The sequence below is a fragment of the Caproicibacter sp. genome, from assembly GCF_046707225.1.
Lineage (GTDB): Bacteria > Bacillota > Clostridia > Oscillospirales > Acutalibacteraceae > Caproicibacter.
Window position 1 is genome coordinate 1 of the sequence record NZ_JBJKOP010000007.1, and the last position, 16,882, is coordinate 16,882.

15 protein-coding genes are annotated in these 16,882 nt (G+C 55.3%); 8 read left to right on the top strand and 7 right to left on the bottom strand.

What is annotated here, in order from left to right; genetic code table 11:
• Window positions 1–134: 134 nt before the first annotated feature.
• The 3 genes from galE to ACLQ3M_RS00555 are packed head-to-tail and all read right to left on the bottom strand — an operon-like array spanning window position 135 to window position 3,422.
• Window positions 135–1,133: a UDP-glucose 4-epimerase GalE gene (gene galE / locus ACLQ3M_RS00545; protein ID WP_411675767.1), complete on the bottom strand. Its 999-nt coding sequence runs from the start codon at window positions 1,131–1,133 to the stop codon at window positions 135–137.
• Window positions 1,130–2,110 carry a galactose-1-phosphate uridylyltransferase gene (gene galT / locus ACLQ3M_RS00550; protein WP_411675768.1) on the bottom strand — a complete coding sequence of 327 codons (981 nt, stop codon included), beginning with the start codon at window positions 2,108–2,110 and terminating at the stop codon, window positions 1,130–1,132. Before galT ends, galE begins: the two co-directional genes overlap by 4 nt.
• A 28-nt stretch (window positions 2,111–2,138) precedes the next feature.
• A complete protein-coding gene (locus tag ACLQ3M_RS00555) occupies window positions 2,139–3,422 on the bottom strand; it encodes a galactokinase (RefSeq protein WP_411675769.1) in 1,284 nt (427 codons plus the stop codon).
• Window positions 3,423–3,627: 205 nt separating this feature from the next.
• Here ACLQ3M_RS00555 and ACLQ3M_RS00560 point away from each other — a divergent pair, with 205 nt between their 5' ends.
• From ACLQ3M_RS00560 to secA, 6 genes are all read left to right on the top strand, one after another.
• Window positions 3,628–5,136, top strand: coding sequence for a spore germination protein (locus tag ACLQ3M_RS00560; protein WP_411675770.1), 1,509 nt, complete (start codon window positions 3,628–3,630; stop codon window positions 5,134–5,136).
• Entirely contained in the window at window positions 5,133–6,287 is a 1,155-nt protein-coding gene (locus tag ACLQ3M_RS00565) for a Ger(x)C family spore germination protein (RefSeq protein WP_411675771.1), read from the top strand. Before ACLQ3M_RS00560 ends, ACLQ3M_RS00565 begins: the two co-directional genes overlap by 4 nt.
• Before the next feature lie 224 nt (window positions 6,288–6,511).
• A complete protein-coding gene (locus ACLQ3M_RS00570) occupies window positions 6,512–7,708 on the top strand; it encodes a GerAB/ArcD/ProY family transporter (protein ID WP_411675772.1) in 1,197 nt (398 codons plus the stop codon).
• Window positions 7,695–8,840 carry a GerAB/ArcD/ProY family transporter gene (locus tag ACLQ3M_RS00575; RefSeq protein WP_411675773.1) on the top strand — a complete coding sequence of 382 codons (1,146 nt, stop codon included), beginning with the start codon at window positions 7,695–7,697 and terminating at the stop codon, window positions 8,838–8,840. Before ACLQ3M_RS00570 ends, ACLQ3M_RS00575 begins: the two co-directional genes overlap by 14 nt.
• A gap of 48 nt (window positions 8,841–8,888) precedes the next feature.
• Window positions 8,889–10,007 (top strand): GerAB/ArcD/ProY family transporter, encoded by a 1,119-nt coding sequence (locus ACLQ3M_RS00580; protein WP_411675774.1) that lies wholly within the window; start codon window positions 8,889–8,891, stop codon window positions 10,005–10,007.
• A 176-nt stretch (window positions 10,008–10,183) separates the two neighbouring features.
• Window positions 10,184–12,934, top strand: coding sequence for a preprotein translocase subunit SecA (gene secA / locus ACLQ3M_RS00585; protein WP_411675775.1), 2,751 nt, complete (start codon window positions 10,184–10,186; stop codon window positions 12,932–12,934).
• A gap of 62 nt (window positions 12,935–12,996) precedes the next feature.
• Here secA and ACLQ3M_RS00590 read toward each other — a convergent pair whose 3' ends face one another.
• From ACLQ3M_RS00590 to ACLQ3M_RS00605, 4 genes are all read right to left on the bottom strand, one after another.
• A complete protein-coding gene (locus ACLQ3M_RS00590) occupies window positions 12,997–13,521 on the bottom strand; it encodes a hypothetical protein (protein WP_411675776.1) in 525 nt (174 codons plus the stop codon).
• Between the two features lie 94 nt (window positions 13,522–13,615).
• Window positions 13,616–13,837 carry a DUF1648 domain-containing protein gene (locus tag ACLQ3M_RS00595; RefSeq protein ID WP_411675777.1) on the bottom strand — a complete coding sequence of 74 codons (222 nt, stop codon included), beginning with the start codon at window positions 13,835–13,837 and terminating at the stop codon, window positions 13,616–13,618.
• Between the two features lie 224 nt (window positions 13,838–14,061).
• Complete coding sequence (locus ACLQ3M_RS00600) at window positions 14,062–15,744, bottom strand: phospho-sugar mutase (RefSeq protein WP_411675778.1); 1,683 nt, start codon at window positions 15,742–15,744, stop codon at window positions 14,062–14,064.
• Between the two features lie 51 nt (window positions 15,745–15,795).
• Window positions 15,796–16,260, bottom strand: a complete 465-nt coding sequence (locus ACLQ3M_RS00605) for a metallophosphoesterase family protein (RefSeq protein WP_411675779.1) — start codon at window positions 16,258–16,260, stop codon at window positions 15,796–15,798.
• Window positions 16,261–16,339: 79 nt separating this feature from the next.
• Here ACLQ3M_RS00605 and ACLQ3M_RS00610 point away from each other — a divergent pair, with 79 nt between their 5' ends.
• Together ACLQ3M_RS00610 and ACLQ3M_RS00615 are read left to right on the top strand one after the other, a co-directional pair.
• Window positions 16,340–16,510, top strand: a complete 171-nt coding sequence (locus ACLQ3M_RS00610; protein ID WP_411675780.1) for a hypothetical protein — start codon at window positions 16,340–16,342, stop codon at window positions 16,508–16,510.
• A complete protein-coding gene (locus ACLQ3M_RS00615; RefSeq protein WP_411675781.1) occupies window positions 16,511–16,879 on the top strand; it encodes a hypothetical protein in 369 nt (122 codons plus the stop codon).
• Window positions 16,880–16,882 lie beyond the last annotated feature (3 nt).

Here is a 16,882-nt window from a genome sequence, read left to right on the forward strand (position 1 = left end):
TATGCTCTAAGAGCTTTTCATTTTGTGTCACAACTAAATTCTAAAGCAAAAAGCCGGAGCAGCCAATACCTTTTGGTATGGTTGTTCCGGCTTTTTTCGGCGCTGTTTTGCAACAGCCCCTTTCCTGCGATCCGTTATGAGTTTTTCTGAATGAAATTCCAGTTGTCGCGGCACATGTCCGAAAGCGAATACATCGCTTCCCAGTGCAGCTCCGCTTTCGCGCGGGAAGCGTCCGCGTAGCAGGTGGCGATGTCGCCCGCGCGGCGCGGGTCGATCTGGTACGGAATTTTCACGCCGCTCGCTTTTTCAAACGCGCGAACCACATCGAGGACGGAACTGCCCTTGCCGGTGCCGAGGTTGAACGCCCGCGCGCCGGAAATCGAGCCGAGGGCTTCGAGCGCCTTCACATGGCCGGACGCAAGGTCGCACACATGGATATAGTCGCGCACGCCGGTTCCGTCCGGGGTCGGGTAATCGTCGCCGTAAACATGAAGCATTGGCAGCTTGCCGACGGCCACCTTCATAATATAAGGCATCAGGTTGTTCGGAATCCCGTTCGGATTTTCTCCGATCAGCCCGCTCGGATGCGCCCCGATCGGGTTAAAGTAGCGCAGCAGCGCGGCTTTCATTTCTGGGTCCGCGCGGCAGGCGTCGCGCGTGATCTGCTCGATCATGTACTTCGTCCAGCCGTAGGGATTTGTCGCGGACAGCGGCATTTCCTCCGTGAACGGCGCTTTGTTGTTCATGCCGTAGACCGTTGCGGAGGAGCTGAACACAAATTCGTGCACGGCGTATTGCTTCATCAGACGGAACAGGTTCAGGGTTCCGGTCAGATTGTTGTGGTAGTATTCAAGCGGTTTTTCCACCGATTCGCCGACGGCCTTGAGGCCCGCGAAATGAATGACCGCGTCGATTTTATTTTCCTGAAAAATCTTCTCAAACCCATCGTAATCCAGCATGTCGCACTCGTAGGCCGGAAATTTTTTGCCCGCGAGCGTTTTGATCTTTCCGATCACTTCGGGGGAGGAATTGCTGTAATTGTCCATCACGACGATGTCAAAGCCGCTTTTCAGCAGTTCAATGCAGGTGTGCGAGCCGATGTATCCGGCTCCGCCGGTAATCAGGATGTTCATTTTTGTCTCTCCTTTTCGGTCAGATACCGCCGATAGGCCTGCCGCAGCTCCTGTGCCGTTTCCTCCGGGCAGGTCGGGTTGCAGGCCGCCCAGGCCCCCGTTTCGCTGGAAGCGTTGTACTTGATTTTTTCCGCGCTGCGCATCGGCGGATAGAATTCAATGTGAAAGTGGAAGTCCTTTGAATAGTCGCCCAGATTGACCGGCGCGGAGTGCATGCACATCATGTACGGGAACCGAAAGCCGAACAGGCTGTCGAGCATCCCGACCGTTGAGCGCACCGTCACGCCGAGCGCGCGCCGCTCTTCCGGCGTAAAGTCGGTGATATACTGCCGGTGGGCGTTTGAAAGAATATAGACGCCGTAGGGATATGCGCTGAAAAACGGAAGCAGAACGGTGAAATGCTCGTTTTTAAAAATCACGCGCTTTTCAAATTCCGTCTCCTTCTGTAAAAAATCACAGAAAAGGCAGCGTCCGTTTTGTTCATAATACTCCTTTGCGGAGTCGGTTTCAAGTGCGAGCTTTTTCGGCAGGAACGGATACCCGTAAATCTGCCCGTGCGGGTGCGGCATCGTCACGCCGACCGCCTCGCCGCGGTTTTCAAAGAGAAAGACGTATTTGATCTTCGGGTCGGCGCGCAGCGCCTCAAAACGTTCGCACCACAGGTTCACCAGTTTTTCCATGTGCCCGTCGGAAAGATCCGTCATCCGCGCGCGGTGTTCCGGCGAATAGAGGATCACCTCGCACTTGCCGTAATTCGGCGCGGTTTTGAAAAAATCCGTGCCGACGGGGTCCGGCTCGCCCGGCGCCGTCGAAAGCGCGGGAAAATCGTTGTCGTATTTTAGAACCTCGTACTCCGGCACGTTGCCGGAAGACGGGCAGAACGGACACCAGTCCTTCGGCATCTGCGGCCTGCCCTGCCGGTTTCCTGCCACCATCGTCCAGTCTTTTACAAACGGGTCCCATCTCAGTTCCGCCATGTTACATTCCCCTTTGATTCTCTCTGCATTATAAGATCCGAATCGCGCCCGCCGTGCGCACCGCAAGCGGCACGCAGGAGCCGGGCCCGAATACGGCCTCCGCTTCGCGGCGGAATCCGTCGAAATCATTTTTCGGCACATAGGCCTGCACCGTGCCGGCAAAGCCGCCGCCGTGCAGCCGCCAAGCGCCGCCGCAGCCGGAAAGCAGGCGCTCGCACAGCGCGAGGCCGAGCGCGACGCCCTGCTCTTCCACGCGGGAGGGAGAGTAGACGTTTTGCAGATACTGGAAGGAAGAGCGCCCGCTTTCGCGCACCAGGGACAGAAAATCCGCGAACCGGTTTTCGCGCAGCGCGGCGGCCTGTTGTGCCACGCGGCGGTTGTCGCCGAAGAAGTGGATCGCCCGCAGCACGGCGCGGTCGCCCGTTTGACTGCGGACCCGCGCAAGCTCCGCGTAAAATTCTTCTTCCGAGACCTGCGACAGCAGCGTTTTTCCAAAGCAGGCGGCCACCCGGCGCATTTCCTCCGGAATTGCGGCGTAATCCGCCGTCAGCCCCGCGTGGCTTCCCTTGGTATCGATGATGCACAGGCGGTACCCGCAGCCGGAAAAGTCGAACGGAATTTTCTCCACGGCGGGCCGCTTCGCGTCCTGAAAGTCGATCATCGCGAAGCCGCCGACGGCGCAGGCCGTCTGGTCCATCAATCCGCAGGGCTTGCCGAAATAACGGTTTTCCGCGTCCTGCCCGATCTGCGCAATCTGAACCGGGTCCGCGTCGCCGCTGCCGAAAAGATCGTCCGCTATTCTCCCGATCAGAACCTCGAACGCCGCGGAGGACGACAGGCCGGAGCCCGGCAGCACGTCCGACTGCGTGTAGGCCCGAAATCCGCCGATTTTGAGGCCCCGCGCCGCCAGCCCCGCGCAGATTCCGCGAATCAGCGCCGCGGAAGAGCCTTCCTCCCCCGCCCTCGGCATCAGCTCGGCGGGGTTCAGCCGGTCCGGCGAAAAGCCCTCCGAATGCACCGTGATTCCGTCGCCGCCGGCGCTTGCCACTCCGACGGCGTCCAGATCGACGCCGGCCGCGAGGACGCGCCCCCCCTGATGGTCCGTGTGGTTGCCGCCGATTTCCGTGCGGCCCGGCGCGCTGTAAACGCGGATGTCGCGGTCCGCGCCAAAAAGCTCCTCAAATTTTTCCACCGCGCGGAGCAGGCGGAGCCGGCACGTCTCGGCCCGCTCTTCCCCGACGCCGTAACGCTCTTTCAAAGTCTCACGGAAATTCTTCTCCCCCAATACTTTTTTGGCATCGTTTGATTTCATAAAAATCCTCCTGCAGCAGCTTCTTTTTCTATTTCTATTTTAGAGCGCGTTTTCCCCGCGAACAAGATTCAAATTTACCATGATTATAGATTATTGTTGACTGATACGGGGCGGCAAAACCTGTGAATATTCTACTTTTCATCGGGAACGATAAGCGCATCGGCAAATTTTGCCTGACAAAAATCCGGGGAAAGGGGAAGTGGCAATGGGCTCTTCAGACAGCTTTGCGGGGGCGAAGCTCCCGTCGGACAAGCTGGAGCAGAACATTCTTTACCTGAAAAATCTGTTCAGCAACGACGACACGCTGATTTTCAGAGAGCTGGAAAACAGCAGGGGAAAGGAAACCCTGCGCTTTTGTCTCGTCTATACGGACGGCATGGTGAACAACCGGCTGATGAATCAGGACGTCATCCGCCCTCTTCTGGAATTCGTTTTCAGGCCGGACGCGGGCGCCACGCTGGTCGACACCATTCAGCTGCAGGCCATGTTTTCCAACGACGTGAAAAAAACGGACGCGGTGGAGGAGCTGATTCAGGGGATTGTCTACGGCGACACGATTCTTCTGGCGCAGGGATGCCCGCAGGCCCTGATTCTGAACACAAAGGGTTTTACGCTGCGTTCCATCGCAGAGCCGGAGGGCGAGCGCGTCATCCGCGGCCCGCGGGAGGGCTTCAACGAATCCATTCTGACCAATCTTTCCATGGTGCGGCGCAAGATCAGGTCGCAGGACCTGAAATTCAAATTCCTGACGTTCGGCACACGGACAAAAACCAAGGCCTGCATCTGCTACCTGGACAGCGTCGTAAACCGCAACGTGCTGACGGAGCTGGAGCACCGCCTGGAAAAGATCGACATTGACGGCACGCTGGACAGCAACTACATTACGGAAAACATCAAGGACTCTCCCCTTTCCGCGGTCAAAACCGTCGGCAGCACGGAGCGGCCCGACGTGGTTGCCGCGAAGCTGCTGGAGGGCCGGGTCGCCCTGTTTCTGGACGGAACGCCGATGGTGCTGACCGTTCCTCATCTTTTTATCGAGCATTTTCAGGCGGACGAGGATTATTATATTCATTATATTTTCTCCTCCGTCGACAGAATCCTTCGGATTTTTGCGTTTGTGCTCGCGCTGTGCCTGCCCGCGACCTATGTCGCCATGGTTACGTTCCATCAGGAGATGCTGCCGACTCCGCTTCTTCTGAGCATTTTCGCCGCCCGTCAGGGCGTGCCGTTCCCCACGGCGCTGGAAACGGTCATGATGCTGATCGTCTTTGAAATCCTCCGCGAGGCCGGAACCCGAATGCCGGGCGTGATGGCGCAGACGCTGAGCATCGTCGGTGCGCTGGTCATCGGGCAGGCGGCCGTGGACGCCAAAATCGTCAGCGCGCCGATCATCATCGTCGTGGCCATGTCGGGCATCTGCGGGCTCATGGTCGTGCGGCTCAAGGGATATATCATCATCCACCGCTATTTCCTTTTGCTGTGCGCCTGCACCCTGGGGCTTTACGGAATGCTTCTTGGTCTTATGGTTTTGTTGACCGGACTGTTCGGCATGACTTCCTTCGGCATTCCGATCATGTCGGATATTTACACCCGCGGTCTTCAGAGCTATAAGGACATCTACGTCCGTGCACCGTGGTGGTTGATGATCAGGCGGCCCCGTTTCCTGAGCGGAAACAGGGTCAGACAGTCCGGCGGAGGAGAGAAGCCCAAATGAAAAAAGTTCTGAAAGCAGCAATCCTGATTCTGGAAGCGGCGCTCATTCCGATCATTTTTACCGGCTGCTGGGATTACCACGAGCTGGAAACGTATTCCATCGTGTCGGGAATCGCCATCGACAAAGGGCAGAACGGCTACAAATACCATATGACGTTTGAGTGCGTGAAAATGGGCGGCTCTGGAAAAAATCAGGAAATAAAACCGCTTTTGCTGGAAGAGGACGGAAACACGCTTTTCGACGCGGTCCGCAGCACGCTGCGGGAATCGGACAAAAAGCTTTATTTCAGCCACTGCAAAATCATCGTTTTCAGCAGCGACATCGCCAAAGACGGCCTCCGGTCCGTGATGGACTGGATGAAACGCGACGCGGAGCCAAGGCTCACGCTGGACCTTCTGGTCTCCAAGGAAAAGACCGCAAAGGAAATCCTGCAGGTGAATCCGGATTCCGCCCAGCTCATTTCTCTTCAGATCGTCAGCACCCTGCAGCAAAGCACCGGCTTTTACGGCAGCCCGACCGGCCTTCAGCTTTATGAGGTTACAAACATCCTGAATACGGACGGACTGGAGCTGGTCCTGCCGGCGATTGAAAAAAAGCAGGAAGCGGGCGGGGATACGGTCCAGCTTTCCGGGGGAGCCGTTTTTAAAAAAGACAAGCAGATCGGCTGGCTGAATCCGGACCAGGACAGGTACTACAACTATGTTCGGGACAAGATTAAGGGCGGGCTTCTGGTGACAGGCCCCACCCCCGGGTCGACGAACGTCACGCTTGAAATCATCGACAGCAAGACAAACGTAAAGCCGACCGTTTCCGGACAGTCGGCAAGTATGGAAATCAATGTAAAAATGCAGGCCGCCTATGCCGAACAGGACGGCGAGACGGATTTTCTGACAAAGGTCGGCCTGGCGCAAGTGGAAAAATACGCGGAAAAAACCTTGGAATACGAAATTGAAAGCGATGTTAAGAATGTGCAGCAGCGCTTTGACAGCGATATTTTCGGCTTCGGCAGCAAAATACACCAGAGCAAGCCGAAGGAATGGGATCAGGTCAGCAAAAACTGGGACCAGATTTTCAAGACCATGAAAGTCAAGGTTCACGCGGAGGTTAAAATCGACAACACGGGCCTGAGTCTGCCGAAGGTAGGTGACTGACATGGCGTATCTGATGGTCTTTCTGCCCTTATTTTTAGTCCTTGTGTTTCTCAATCTGCGCAGAACGTTTGTACAAAAAGAGTTCCGGTATTATTTGGTACAGATCCCCATTTTTGCCGTGGTGCTGATTCTGAATATTTTGATTGGGTCAGGCGTTCAAATCCCCAGCATCTCATCTTTTTTAATGAAATTTCTCTCCAATTTTGTAAAATGAGGGCTGCGATGTGAACAAAACAGAGATTACCGGAAAACAAATGTCTGGCACCGTCGCGATGTTTCTGATCGGCAGCGCTCTGGTCTCCAGCGGCTCCACCAGTGCGAAGCAGGATTCCTGGATTTGTATTCTGACTGCCGCGATTCTGGTAATTCCGATTCTTTGGGTCCATTCGGCCATTCTGAACCTATACCCGGGAAGGAACTATTTTTATAATGTCCTCCGGGCAATGGGGCGCCCGGCCGGAACGGTGGTCGTTGCTCTTCTGACGGTTTACACCCTGCATCTGGGTGCGCTTGTCCTTCGAATTTTCTCGGAATTCATCCACATTATCAACATGAAAGGCACCCCCATAATTGCAATCTCTTCGTGCATTATGGCGGTGATTGTTTATGTGATGAGCAACCGCCTTTTTGTGCTGTCCAGAATCGCAAAATTTGTCCTTCCGCTTTTATATCTCTCCGTCGCGATGACAATCCTTCTTTCTTCTAAAGATATGGACCTGAACAATATGCTGCCGATTTTTGAAACAAAGCCGAAGGATTTTTGGAACGGCGTTCTTTCTTCTCTGGCACTGCCGTACGGAGAGATTCTGGTCTGCGCGCCCATGTTTGGGGCGCTGGACCGAAAGGAAAAAATTTTCCCCACCATGCTAAAAGGTACTCTGCTTGCCCTGATTGTTCTGTTCGCCGCGTTTTTACGCAATTTGCTGGTTCTGGGTTATTCCGCTACAGTCTACGCTTTTCCTTCTTACGGGGCGGTCAGCGTGATTCAGTTAGGTGAATTTTTCACGCGAATTGAGGTAATTATCGGGATTAACCTTCTTCTGGCGGGTTTTATCAAAACCGGCGTTCTTGTGTTTTCTTCCTGCGCGGGCATGGCGCAGCTGTTCGGTTTGAAGGATTATGAGCCGCTGGTCGCTCCGGTCGCCCTGCTGATTCTGACCCTGGCCGTTTTGGTGCACAGCAACACGGTGGAACTGTTCCGCTTTGTCAAGTACCTCCCCGCGTATTCGCTGCCGTTTCAGGTAGTGCTGCCGATTCTTGTCCTGATCGTCGGAAAAGCGAGAAAACAAATACAGAAAAAGCGGACGGCAGATCCCACATTTCCGCACCCCGGAAAAGCGGACGGGCAGTTTCGCCGCAAAGCTCTTTCGCTCAACGAACCGAATCCATTGAAATCAGGAGAAAACAATGCAGAAAACTGAAATCTCGGCAAAACAGATGGAAGCGACCGTCGCGATGTTTCTGATCGGAAGTTCTCTTGTAAAAGGCGGTTCTTCCCCCGCAAAACAGGACACCTGGATCTGCATCATCATCGCGGTGTTCCTGACGATCCCCCTGATGTGGGTTCACACGAAGATTCTGAATCTTTACCCCGGCAGAAATTACTACCGCAACATTCTTCGCGCGATGGGCCGGCCCGCCGGAACCGTGGTCTGCCTGATTTTTACTCTTTATACGTTTCACCTCGGCGCCCTGGTAATGCGGATTTTCTCCGAGTTTATCCACATTGCCGGGATGACGTCCACGCCGATCATCGCGATCAGCGCGGCCATTGTCGCCGTACTGGTCTATGTGCTCACCAACCGGCTTTATGTTCTGGCAAGAATCAGCAAATTCATGCTTCCGTTTCTGTATATCACCGTCGCCATTACAATCGTTCTTTCCTATCAAAATATGGATCTGCGCAACATCCTGCCGATTCTGAATTCCAAACCGTCCGATCTTTTTCAAGGAGTCCTTTCCGCCCTGGCGGTGCCGTACGGCGAAATCCTGATCTGTGCCCCCATGTTCGGGGCGCTGAGCCGGGAAGAAAAGATATTTCCCACCCTGTTCAAGGGGGTCCTTCTGGGATTTGTGATTCTGTTTTCGGCAAACCTGCGCAATTTTCTGACTCTGGGCTACTCCGTTTCCGTCTTCCAGTTTCCGTCTTACGAATCCGTCAGCCTGATTCAGTTCGGGGATTTTTTTACCCGGATCGAGGTTTTGATCGGCATCAACCTTCTGCTCGCGGGCTTTTTCAAATGCTGCGTCCTTTTGTTCTCCGCCTGCGACGGATTGTGCGAAACGCTGGGGCTGCGGGACTACGAGCCGCTGGTCGCGCCGAGCTCGCTGCTGATTATGACCCTCTCCGGTTTTGTGGTCGGCAACACCCTGGAACTGTTCCGCTGGATGGAGTATATGTCCGTCTACACCCTTCCCTTTCAGGTACTCCTTCCGGTTCTTGTCCTGATTGTCGGGGCCGCGCGGAAAAAGTTTTCAAAGCCGAAAAAGCAGGGGAAAAATCCGGATACGACGGAGGAAGAACCGCCCGCGCCCAGGCCACAGGAAAGTTAACGCTTTTTGCAGCGCGCAAAAGCAAATCTCTTAGATGAGGAATGTGCCATGAACAAAACGGATATTTCTGAAAAACAAATGAAGAGCACGATCGCGCTGTTCCTGATGGGCAGTTCAGTGATTTCCAGCGGCTCCAACAGCGCGAAGCAGGATACCTGGATTGCAGTTTTAGTCGCCGTGGCTCTGATGATTCCGGTCACGTGGGTCTATTCGGGGATTCTGCGGCTCTACCCCGGGCAGAATTTTTACCGCAACGTGCTGCGGGCGATGGGCAGGCCGGTCGGTCTGGCGGTCTGCGTTCTTTATCTTTTTTATCTTCTCCTTTTAGGCGGGCAGGTTCTCAGGACTTTCTCGGAATTCATGCACCTTGTGAATTTAACGCAAACACCGCTGATCGGCATTTCGGCGGCCATGGTCGCCGTCGCCGTCTACCTGCTGAGCAACCGGCTTTATGTGCTGACCCGGATCGGCAAGTTTGTGCTGCCCGTTTTGTACTTCACGATTATCCTGACGGTCCTGCTGTCGTTCAGGGATATGGATTTGAGCAATCTGAAGCCGGTCCTTCAATCCAAACCGTCCGATTTTCTGAAAGGAGTCGTGACTGCGTTTACCCTTCCCTACGGCGAACTGGTCGTCTGCCTGCCCATGTTCGGGGTTTCGGGACGGATTGAAAAGATTTTTCCCACCCTGATCAAAGGGATTTTTCTGGGATTCGGTTTTCTGTACGCGGCGGTCCTCCGCAATATCCTTGTTCTCGGGTATTATGACTCCACCGCCGGATTTTCCTCCTACGAGTGTGTCAGCGTGATTCAGATGGGCGAATTTTTCACGAGGATCGAGGTTTTGATCGGCATCAACCTGCTGCTCGCCGGGTTTATCAAATTCGCGGTTCTTGCTTTCTCTTCCTGCGAAGGAGTCGCCCGGCTGTTCGGGTACCGGGACAGCGAGCCGCTTGTCGCGCCGGTCAGTCTGCTGCTCCTGACTCTTTCGGCCCTGCTCGACAAAAACATGTCGGAAGTTTTCGGCTTTCGGGAAATTTATCCGATTGTAGCCCTCCCGTTTCAGGTTCTTCTTCCGGTGCTGATTCTGGTCGTCGGCACGGTTCGCAAAAAGTTCCAAAAGCCGCGAAAGCCGTCGCCGGAGGCGCGGGAAAAACCATCGGGCTGAACCGCGGGAAGGAGGGGGCACCGCGTGCCCCGTCTTCCCATTTCTTTCTCTTTCCACAATATTTTGCCGCTCAAATCCGCTTCCCTTTTCGCCGCCGCTATGTTATAATAAACAGGAATAACAAAAATCAGCCGGTTTCGGCTTTTGCGGCGGCCAATACTTTTGAGGTGAATTGGATGAAGAATGTTTTAACCGTATTTTTCGGCAACTATTCCAAAAGGGAACTGAAAAGGATTCAGCCCCTGTGCAACCAGGTGCTTGATCTTGAAGAAAAATACAGGGCGCTTTCGGACGAAGAACTCAAGGCGCAGACCCCCGCGTTAAAAGAACGTCTCGCGGCGGGCGAAACCCTTGACGAGATTCTGCCCGACGCATTTGCGGTCTGCCGGGAAGCGGCGGACCGTGTTCTGGGTATGCGGCATTTTCCCGTGCAGATTCTGGGCGGCATCGTGCTGCACCAGGGCAGAATCGCGGAAATGAAAACAGGCGAAGGAAAAACGCTGGTGGCGACGCTGGCCGCTTACCTGAACGCGCTTTCCGGAAAAGGAGTTCACATTGTCACGGTCAACGATTACCTGGCGCGCCGCGACTCGGAGTGGATGGGCAAGATTTACCGCTATCTGGGCCTTTCCGTCGGGCTGATCGTGCATGATCTGGACAATCAGGCCCGCAAGCAGGCTTATAATGCGGATATCACCTACGGCACGAACAATGAGTTCGGGTTCGACTACCTGCGCGACAACATGGTGATTTACAAAGAGGAAAAGGTACAGCGCGGGCACAATTTCTCCATCGTCGACGAGGTCGACTCCATCCTGATCGACGAGGCGAGAACGCCGCTGATCATCTCCGGCCAGGGGGACAAGTCCACCGAGATGTACACCGTCGCGGATCATTTTGCCAAATCGCTGAGCTGCGTCCGGGTTGCCGAATTAAACGAAAAGGAAGACAACGACGAGCTTTATCAGGACGCGGACTACATTGTGGATGAAAAGGCCAAGACCGCCACGCTGACCCAGTCCGGCGTGAAAAAAGCGGAGGCTTTCTTCAAAATCGACAACCTGACCGACGCCGACAATATTTCCATTCAGCACTACGTTAATCAGGCCGTCAAAGCGCGCGGCGTCATGCGCAGGGACATCGACTACGTCGTCAAGGACGGCGAGGTCATCATCGTCGACGAGTTCACCGGCCGCCTGATGTACGGCCGCCGCTACAACGAAGGCCTGCACCAGGCCATCGAGGCCAAGGAGGGCGTCAAGGTCGCACACGAAAGCAAGACGCTCGCGACCATCACGTTCCAGAATTATTTCCGCATGTACGACAAGCTTTCCGGCATGACCGGAACCGCCATGACCGAGCAGGACGAGTTCAGCGAAATCTATAAGCTGGACGTGGTCGAAATCCCGACCAACAAGCCGATGGTCCGGAAGGATCTGCCGGACGTGGTCTATAAGACGGAGAAAGCAAAATTCAACGCGGTCATCGAAGACATCGCGGAACACCATAAAACGGGGCAGCCGGTTCTGGTCGGCACGATTTCGATTGAAAAGTCGGAAGAGCTGAGCCATCTGCTGCACAAGACGGGCATCAAGCACGAGGTCCTGAACGCCAAGTTCCATGAAAAGGAAGCCGAGATCGTCGCCCAGGCCGGGCGCAAGGGCGTCGTGACCATCGCGACCAACATGGCCGGCCGCGGCACGGATATCGTTCTGGGCGGCAACCCGGAGTTCATGGCAAAAGCCGAAATGCGGAAACAGGGTATTCCGGAAGAGCTCATCAGCGAGGCGGACGCGCATTCCGAAACCGACGACGAAGAGGTTCTGAACGCGCGCGAATCCTTCCGCCGGCTTTCTGAAAAGTACAAGGAGCAGACGAAAGAAGAAGCCGAGGAAGTCCGAAACGCCGGCGGCCTTTACATCATCGGCACGGAACGCCACGAGTCGCGCCGCATCGACAATCAGCTGCGCGGCCGCTCCGGCCGTCAGGGCGACCCGGGCATGAGCCGGTTTTATATCTCGCTGGAGGACGACCTGATGCGTCTGTTCGGCGGGGAACGCATCAACGCGATGATGGAACGCCTCAAGGTGGACGAGGATACTCCGATTGAGAATAAAATGCTGACGAACACCATTGAAAGCGCCCAGCGCAAGATTGAGGGACGCAACTTCGGAATCCGCAAAAACGTTCTTCAGTTCGACGACGTCATGAACCGTCAGCGTGAAATTATTTACAGCCAGCGCGATCAGGTCTTAAACGGAGAAAACCTGAAAGAGCAGGTTCTGAAGATGATCGACCAGGCGATTGAGGACCAGGTCACCCGCTTTATGCCGAAGGACGCGGAGCGGGAAAACCGGAACCTGAACGGCCTGCGCGACCGCTACATGGGCTGGCTGCTCGGTCCGGAAGACCTTGTTTACACCGATGAGGAAAAGGTCCGGCTGGAACCGGAGGACGTGACTCACGATCTGGTTGAAAAAGCGCACGAGATCTATGAAAAGCGCGAGGAGCAGTTCGGCGGCAAGATCATGCGCGAGCTGGAACGCGTGGTGCTGCTGAAGAACGTCGACACTCAATGGATGGACCACATCGACGCGATGGAAGAGCTCCAGAAGGGAATTCGGCTGCGCGCGTACGGCCAGAAGGATCCTGTCGTCGAGTACCGTCTCGAGGGCTTTGATATGTTTGACAATATGATCGCCACCATCCGCGAGGATACCGCGCGCATGATGCTGACGGTGCAGATCCGCACGCAGGAGGAACCGAAGCGCGAGCAGGTCGCGAAGCCGACCGGCGCCGCCGGGGCGGACACCGCCGGCCAGTCCCATACGCCCATGCATAAGGGCAAGAAGCCGGGGCGCAACGATCCTTGCCCCTGCGGCAGCGGCAAGAAGTACAAGAAGTGCTGCGGCAGGTTTGAAGACTGAGCCTGAAAACAAGAAAAAAGGGAACCGCGGCGGCACCGCGGTTCCCTTTTTTCTGTTTGCCGTTATGAATTTTTAAATTCCTTGAACAGCTTTGTCACCTTGTCGGCATAAGCCTTGTTCTCATCCTTTGTGACCGTGTCCTGGTAAATCATCAGGTATTTACCGCTGTCCGAAAGGACTGCGGTAATTTTCTGCCCCATCAGGGTAAACTGCCCGCTCGACTTCACGCTGTCCAGCACCTGTTTTGCGGTGCCGTTCACACTGTTGGGGTCGAATTCGTAAAGCTCAACGGTAACATTATTTTTTCCGTTATAGGAAAACTGGTATCTTCCCCCGGCTTTCGCCCCGATGACGTCCGATCGCATTTCAGCCGCGTCGCCGGAAAGGACCCCGTTCCCGGTCAGATATTTCTCGAGTCCCTTCAAACTGTCCTCAACGCTCGACTGCGCGACGGTTGGCCCGCTGCTGGAGGAGGACGCCTGGGACGACGAAGCTCCTGAGGAAGCTCCGCCCACATCGCCGGCTCCGCACGCCGTCGCCGTCATCATAAAAGCGGCCGCAGCCGCAAGAATCCATATTTTTTTCATGTTTTAATCCGCCTTTTCATAACAATAAGGTCTGCCCGGGCCGAAAGCGCCGGTAAGCCTGTCCTTATTATTATCACTTTTTTCCGTCTGTTTGTCAACCGGTCAAAAATTCGCTCCCGCCCCAAAGCTGCAGCGAGCCCTTGCCGCCCCAGCCGTCAGGATTTCCGTTCGCGCCGAAATGGGTCGGAATCGTTGCGGGAAGAACGGGCATCGCGGCAACCGTCAGGGCAATCAGCCCGATTACGGCAAGAAAAGAGAAGAACTGTAGCAATTTGTCCAAAAGGCTGTAACGCAATTTCAGTTTCGGTCTTTGCATGACAGAGGAATCCTTTCCGGTCAGGCCAAAAAACGGACGGCTGATGACGAAACAAGAGGCTGTGCAAAATGATCATTTTGCAACAGCCTTTTTGGATATACAGACCTGCCGTATTGGAGAACTGCAAATGCACCGCGCCGTTTTCGAACATTTTAGGGCTCTGTATATGCAATTTTAGTTTACCCTATAAATCCGTTTCTGTCAATTATTTCCTGACTGATTTTTTATTTCATGAGGGCGGGGACCGCGCCGCGCAATTTTTCAATCAACGCAAGGGATTCCGCTTTCGTTTTTCCCCGCGCGGAAAGGTAAGCCTTGATTTTCGGCTCCGTCCCGCTGGGCCGGATGATGACCTTGCCCCCGTTTTCCAGCCGGTATTCCAGAACATTGGACTTCGGCAGATCGATTTTCCCGCCGCCGCTCGTCACGGATGCCTCGTAATCGCTCCAACCGGATACTTTGCAGCCGGCAATTTCGGCGGGCGCGCTTTTTCGCAGGGTATCCATGATCTTTCCCATTTGAATCATTCCGTCCTCGCCCTCAAAGCCGAAATTCATCAGCGCGTTTTCAAAGTAGCCGTAAGCTTGATACAGCTCCTCCATCGCGTCAACCAGCGTTTTGCCCTGCTTTTTGTAATACTGGGCCATCTGACAGATCAGCATGCTCGCGTCGACCGCGTCCTTGTCGCGGACATAGCCGCCGGACAGGTAACCGTAGCTTTCCTCAAACCCGAACAGGTAGCGATCCGCGCCGCCGTCCTGTTCCAGAAGCGCAATCTGGTCGCCGATGTACTTAAAGCCCGTCAGAACGCGCCGCAGCTCGATTCCGTATTTTTCCGCAACGGGCGTCGCCATATCCGTGCTGACGATGGTCGTCACCGCGACGGGACGCTTCGGCATCGTCCCCTGATCCTTCCGGCTGCGCGCGATGAAGTCCAGCAGAAGGACGCCGACCTCGTTGCCGGACATCAGGACGAATTTTCCGTTCTGGTTCACCGCGATTCCGCACCGGTCGCAGTCCGGGTCGGTCGCCAGCAGCAGGTCGGGCCGCACTTTCTCGCTCAGTTCCAGCCCCTTTTGCAGAGCCTCCCGGATTTCGGGATTCGGGAACGGGCAGGTGGTGAAGTTTCCGTCGGGGAACTCCTGCTCCGGAACAACCGTCACTTCTCCCACGCCGATCATTTTCAAAATACGCGTGACGCAGACGCGCCCGGTGCCGTTAAGCGGCGTGTAGACAACCTTCAGGCTGCCGCAGGGCTCCTGAAAGACGCGCTGCTTCATCACTTCGTCGAGGAACCAGTCGGTCACCTCGTCCGGAATCGGGCGGATCATGCCCTCGCTCTGCGCCTTGTCATAGTCCATGCGCTTTACGTCGCCGAACACGTCGAGCTTTTCGATTTCGGCAAGCACGTCATCCGCCATTTTCAGGGTAATCTGGCAGCCGTCGTCGCCGTAAACCTTATATCCGTTATATTTTGCGGGGTTGTGGCTCGCCGTCACGCAGATGCCCGCGTCACAGTGAAGCGTGCGAACCGCCCACGAAAGAGTCGGGGTCGGGGAAAGCTGCGGATAGAGATGCGCGGTCACGCCGTTCGCGGCAAGCACGGCCGCGGCTTCCCGCGCGAACAGGTCGGATTTGATCCTGCTGTCGTAGGCAATCGCCGCGCTGGGATTTTCAGAGTGCTTTTTCAGGTAATTCGCAAGCCCCTGCGTCGCCTTGCGCACCGTATAGATGTTCATCCGGTTGGTTCCCGCGCCGATCACCCCGCGCAGACCTCCTGTGCCGAATTCCAGGTCGCGGTAAAACCGGTCGTTAATTTCTTCCGGCTTGTCACGGATCGATTTCAGCTCCTCCGTCAGGTCCGGATCATCCAGCGCGTTTTTCAGCCATCTTTCATATTCACTCATATCCTTGTTCCTTTCCGTTCTGATTCGGCATATTCTGTTACAGAGCAGCCGTCAGACCTTTAGAATATTGGTCACGATCCCCGCGGGGGTAATGTCCAGAATTCCATAGGTCCCCGTGCTGCCGCAGAGAGAGCCCGGGTTCATGATATACAGTCCGTCCCGGTACTCGGTCAGCGCCGTGTGCGTATGGCCGAACAGAAGAATATCCGCCTTTCGGCCGCGCGCCGCGGAAACAACATTGTAAATGCCGTACTTCACATTGTAAGTATAACCATGGGTATAGAAAATATTTTTCCCGCCCAGCGCGGTGAACCCTTCGTCGGGCAGCGTGCTGCCCCAGTCGCAGTTTCCGCGCACCATCAGGAACATCCTGTCGCGAAAGCTGTCCTTTGCGTCGGCGGCCTCCTCCTCTCCGTCCCCAAGGTGAATGACAACCTCCGCCCTTGGCTGCTTCAGAATCGCCGCCCGAAGGGAAAAGGAGTCCCTGTGGGTGTCGGATACAACCAGAATTCGCATGAAAAGACCTCCTGAACCGCCCTGCCGGGACGGGCATATATTAATCGGGCATCGCATAAAGATATTGCGGGGTGATGTTATGCAAAACAATTCGGGCAACAATCAGCTGCTGGAAACCCTGATGAGCAAGCTGGGTCAGCAGGACCAGGAACGGGTAAAATCTCTTCTGTCGGATAAAGAGGCCTGTGAAAAAATTCTGAATTCCCAGGAGGCGCAGGACCTGATCCGCCAATTCAAGGGAGGAAAATAAATGGAAGACCTCTCCTCCATGCTGAACGACATTTTAAAGAACCCGGAAAGCATGGAGAAAATCAAGAATCTGGCGGGCATGCTGGGCGGGGGGACGGAGCCTCCGCCCTCTTCCCCGTCGGGCGGGGCGCCGCTTCCCGCCGTGCAGGACAACCGGACGCCCGACGGTCTGGACCAGGATTCCATGCGGATGATCATGAAGCTTGCGCCCATGGTCTCCAAATTCCGGCAGGAAGACGACAGCACGCGGCTATTGCGGTCGCTGCGGCCCTTTTTAAACGAGGATAAAAGAAAGAAACTGGATGAGGCGATTCGGCTGATGCAGATTGTCCGAATGCTTCCTCTCATCCGGGGCAGCGGGCTTTTATGAGGT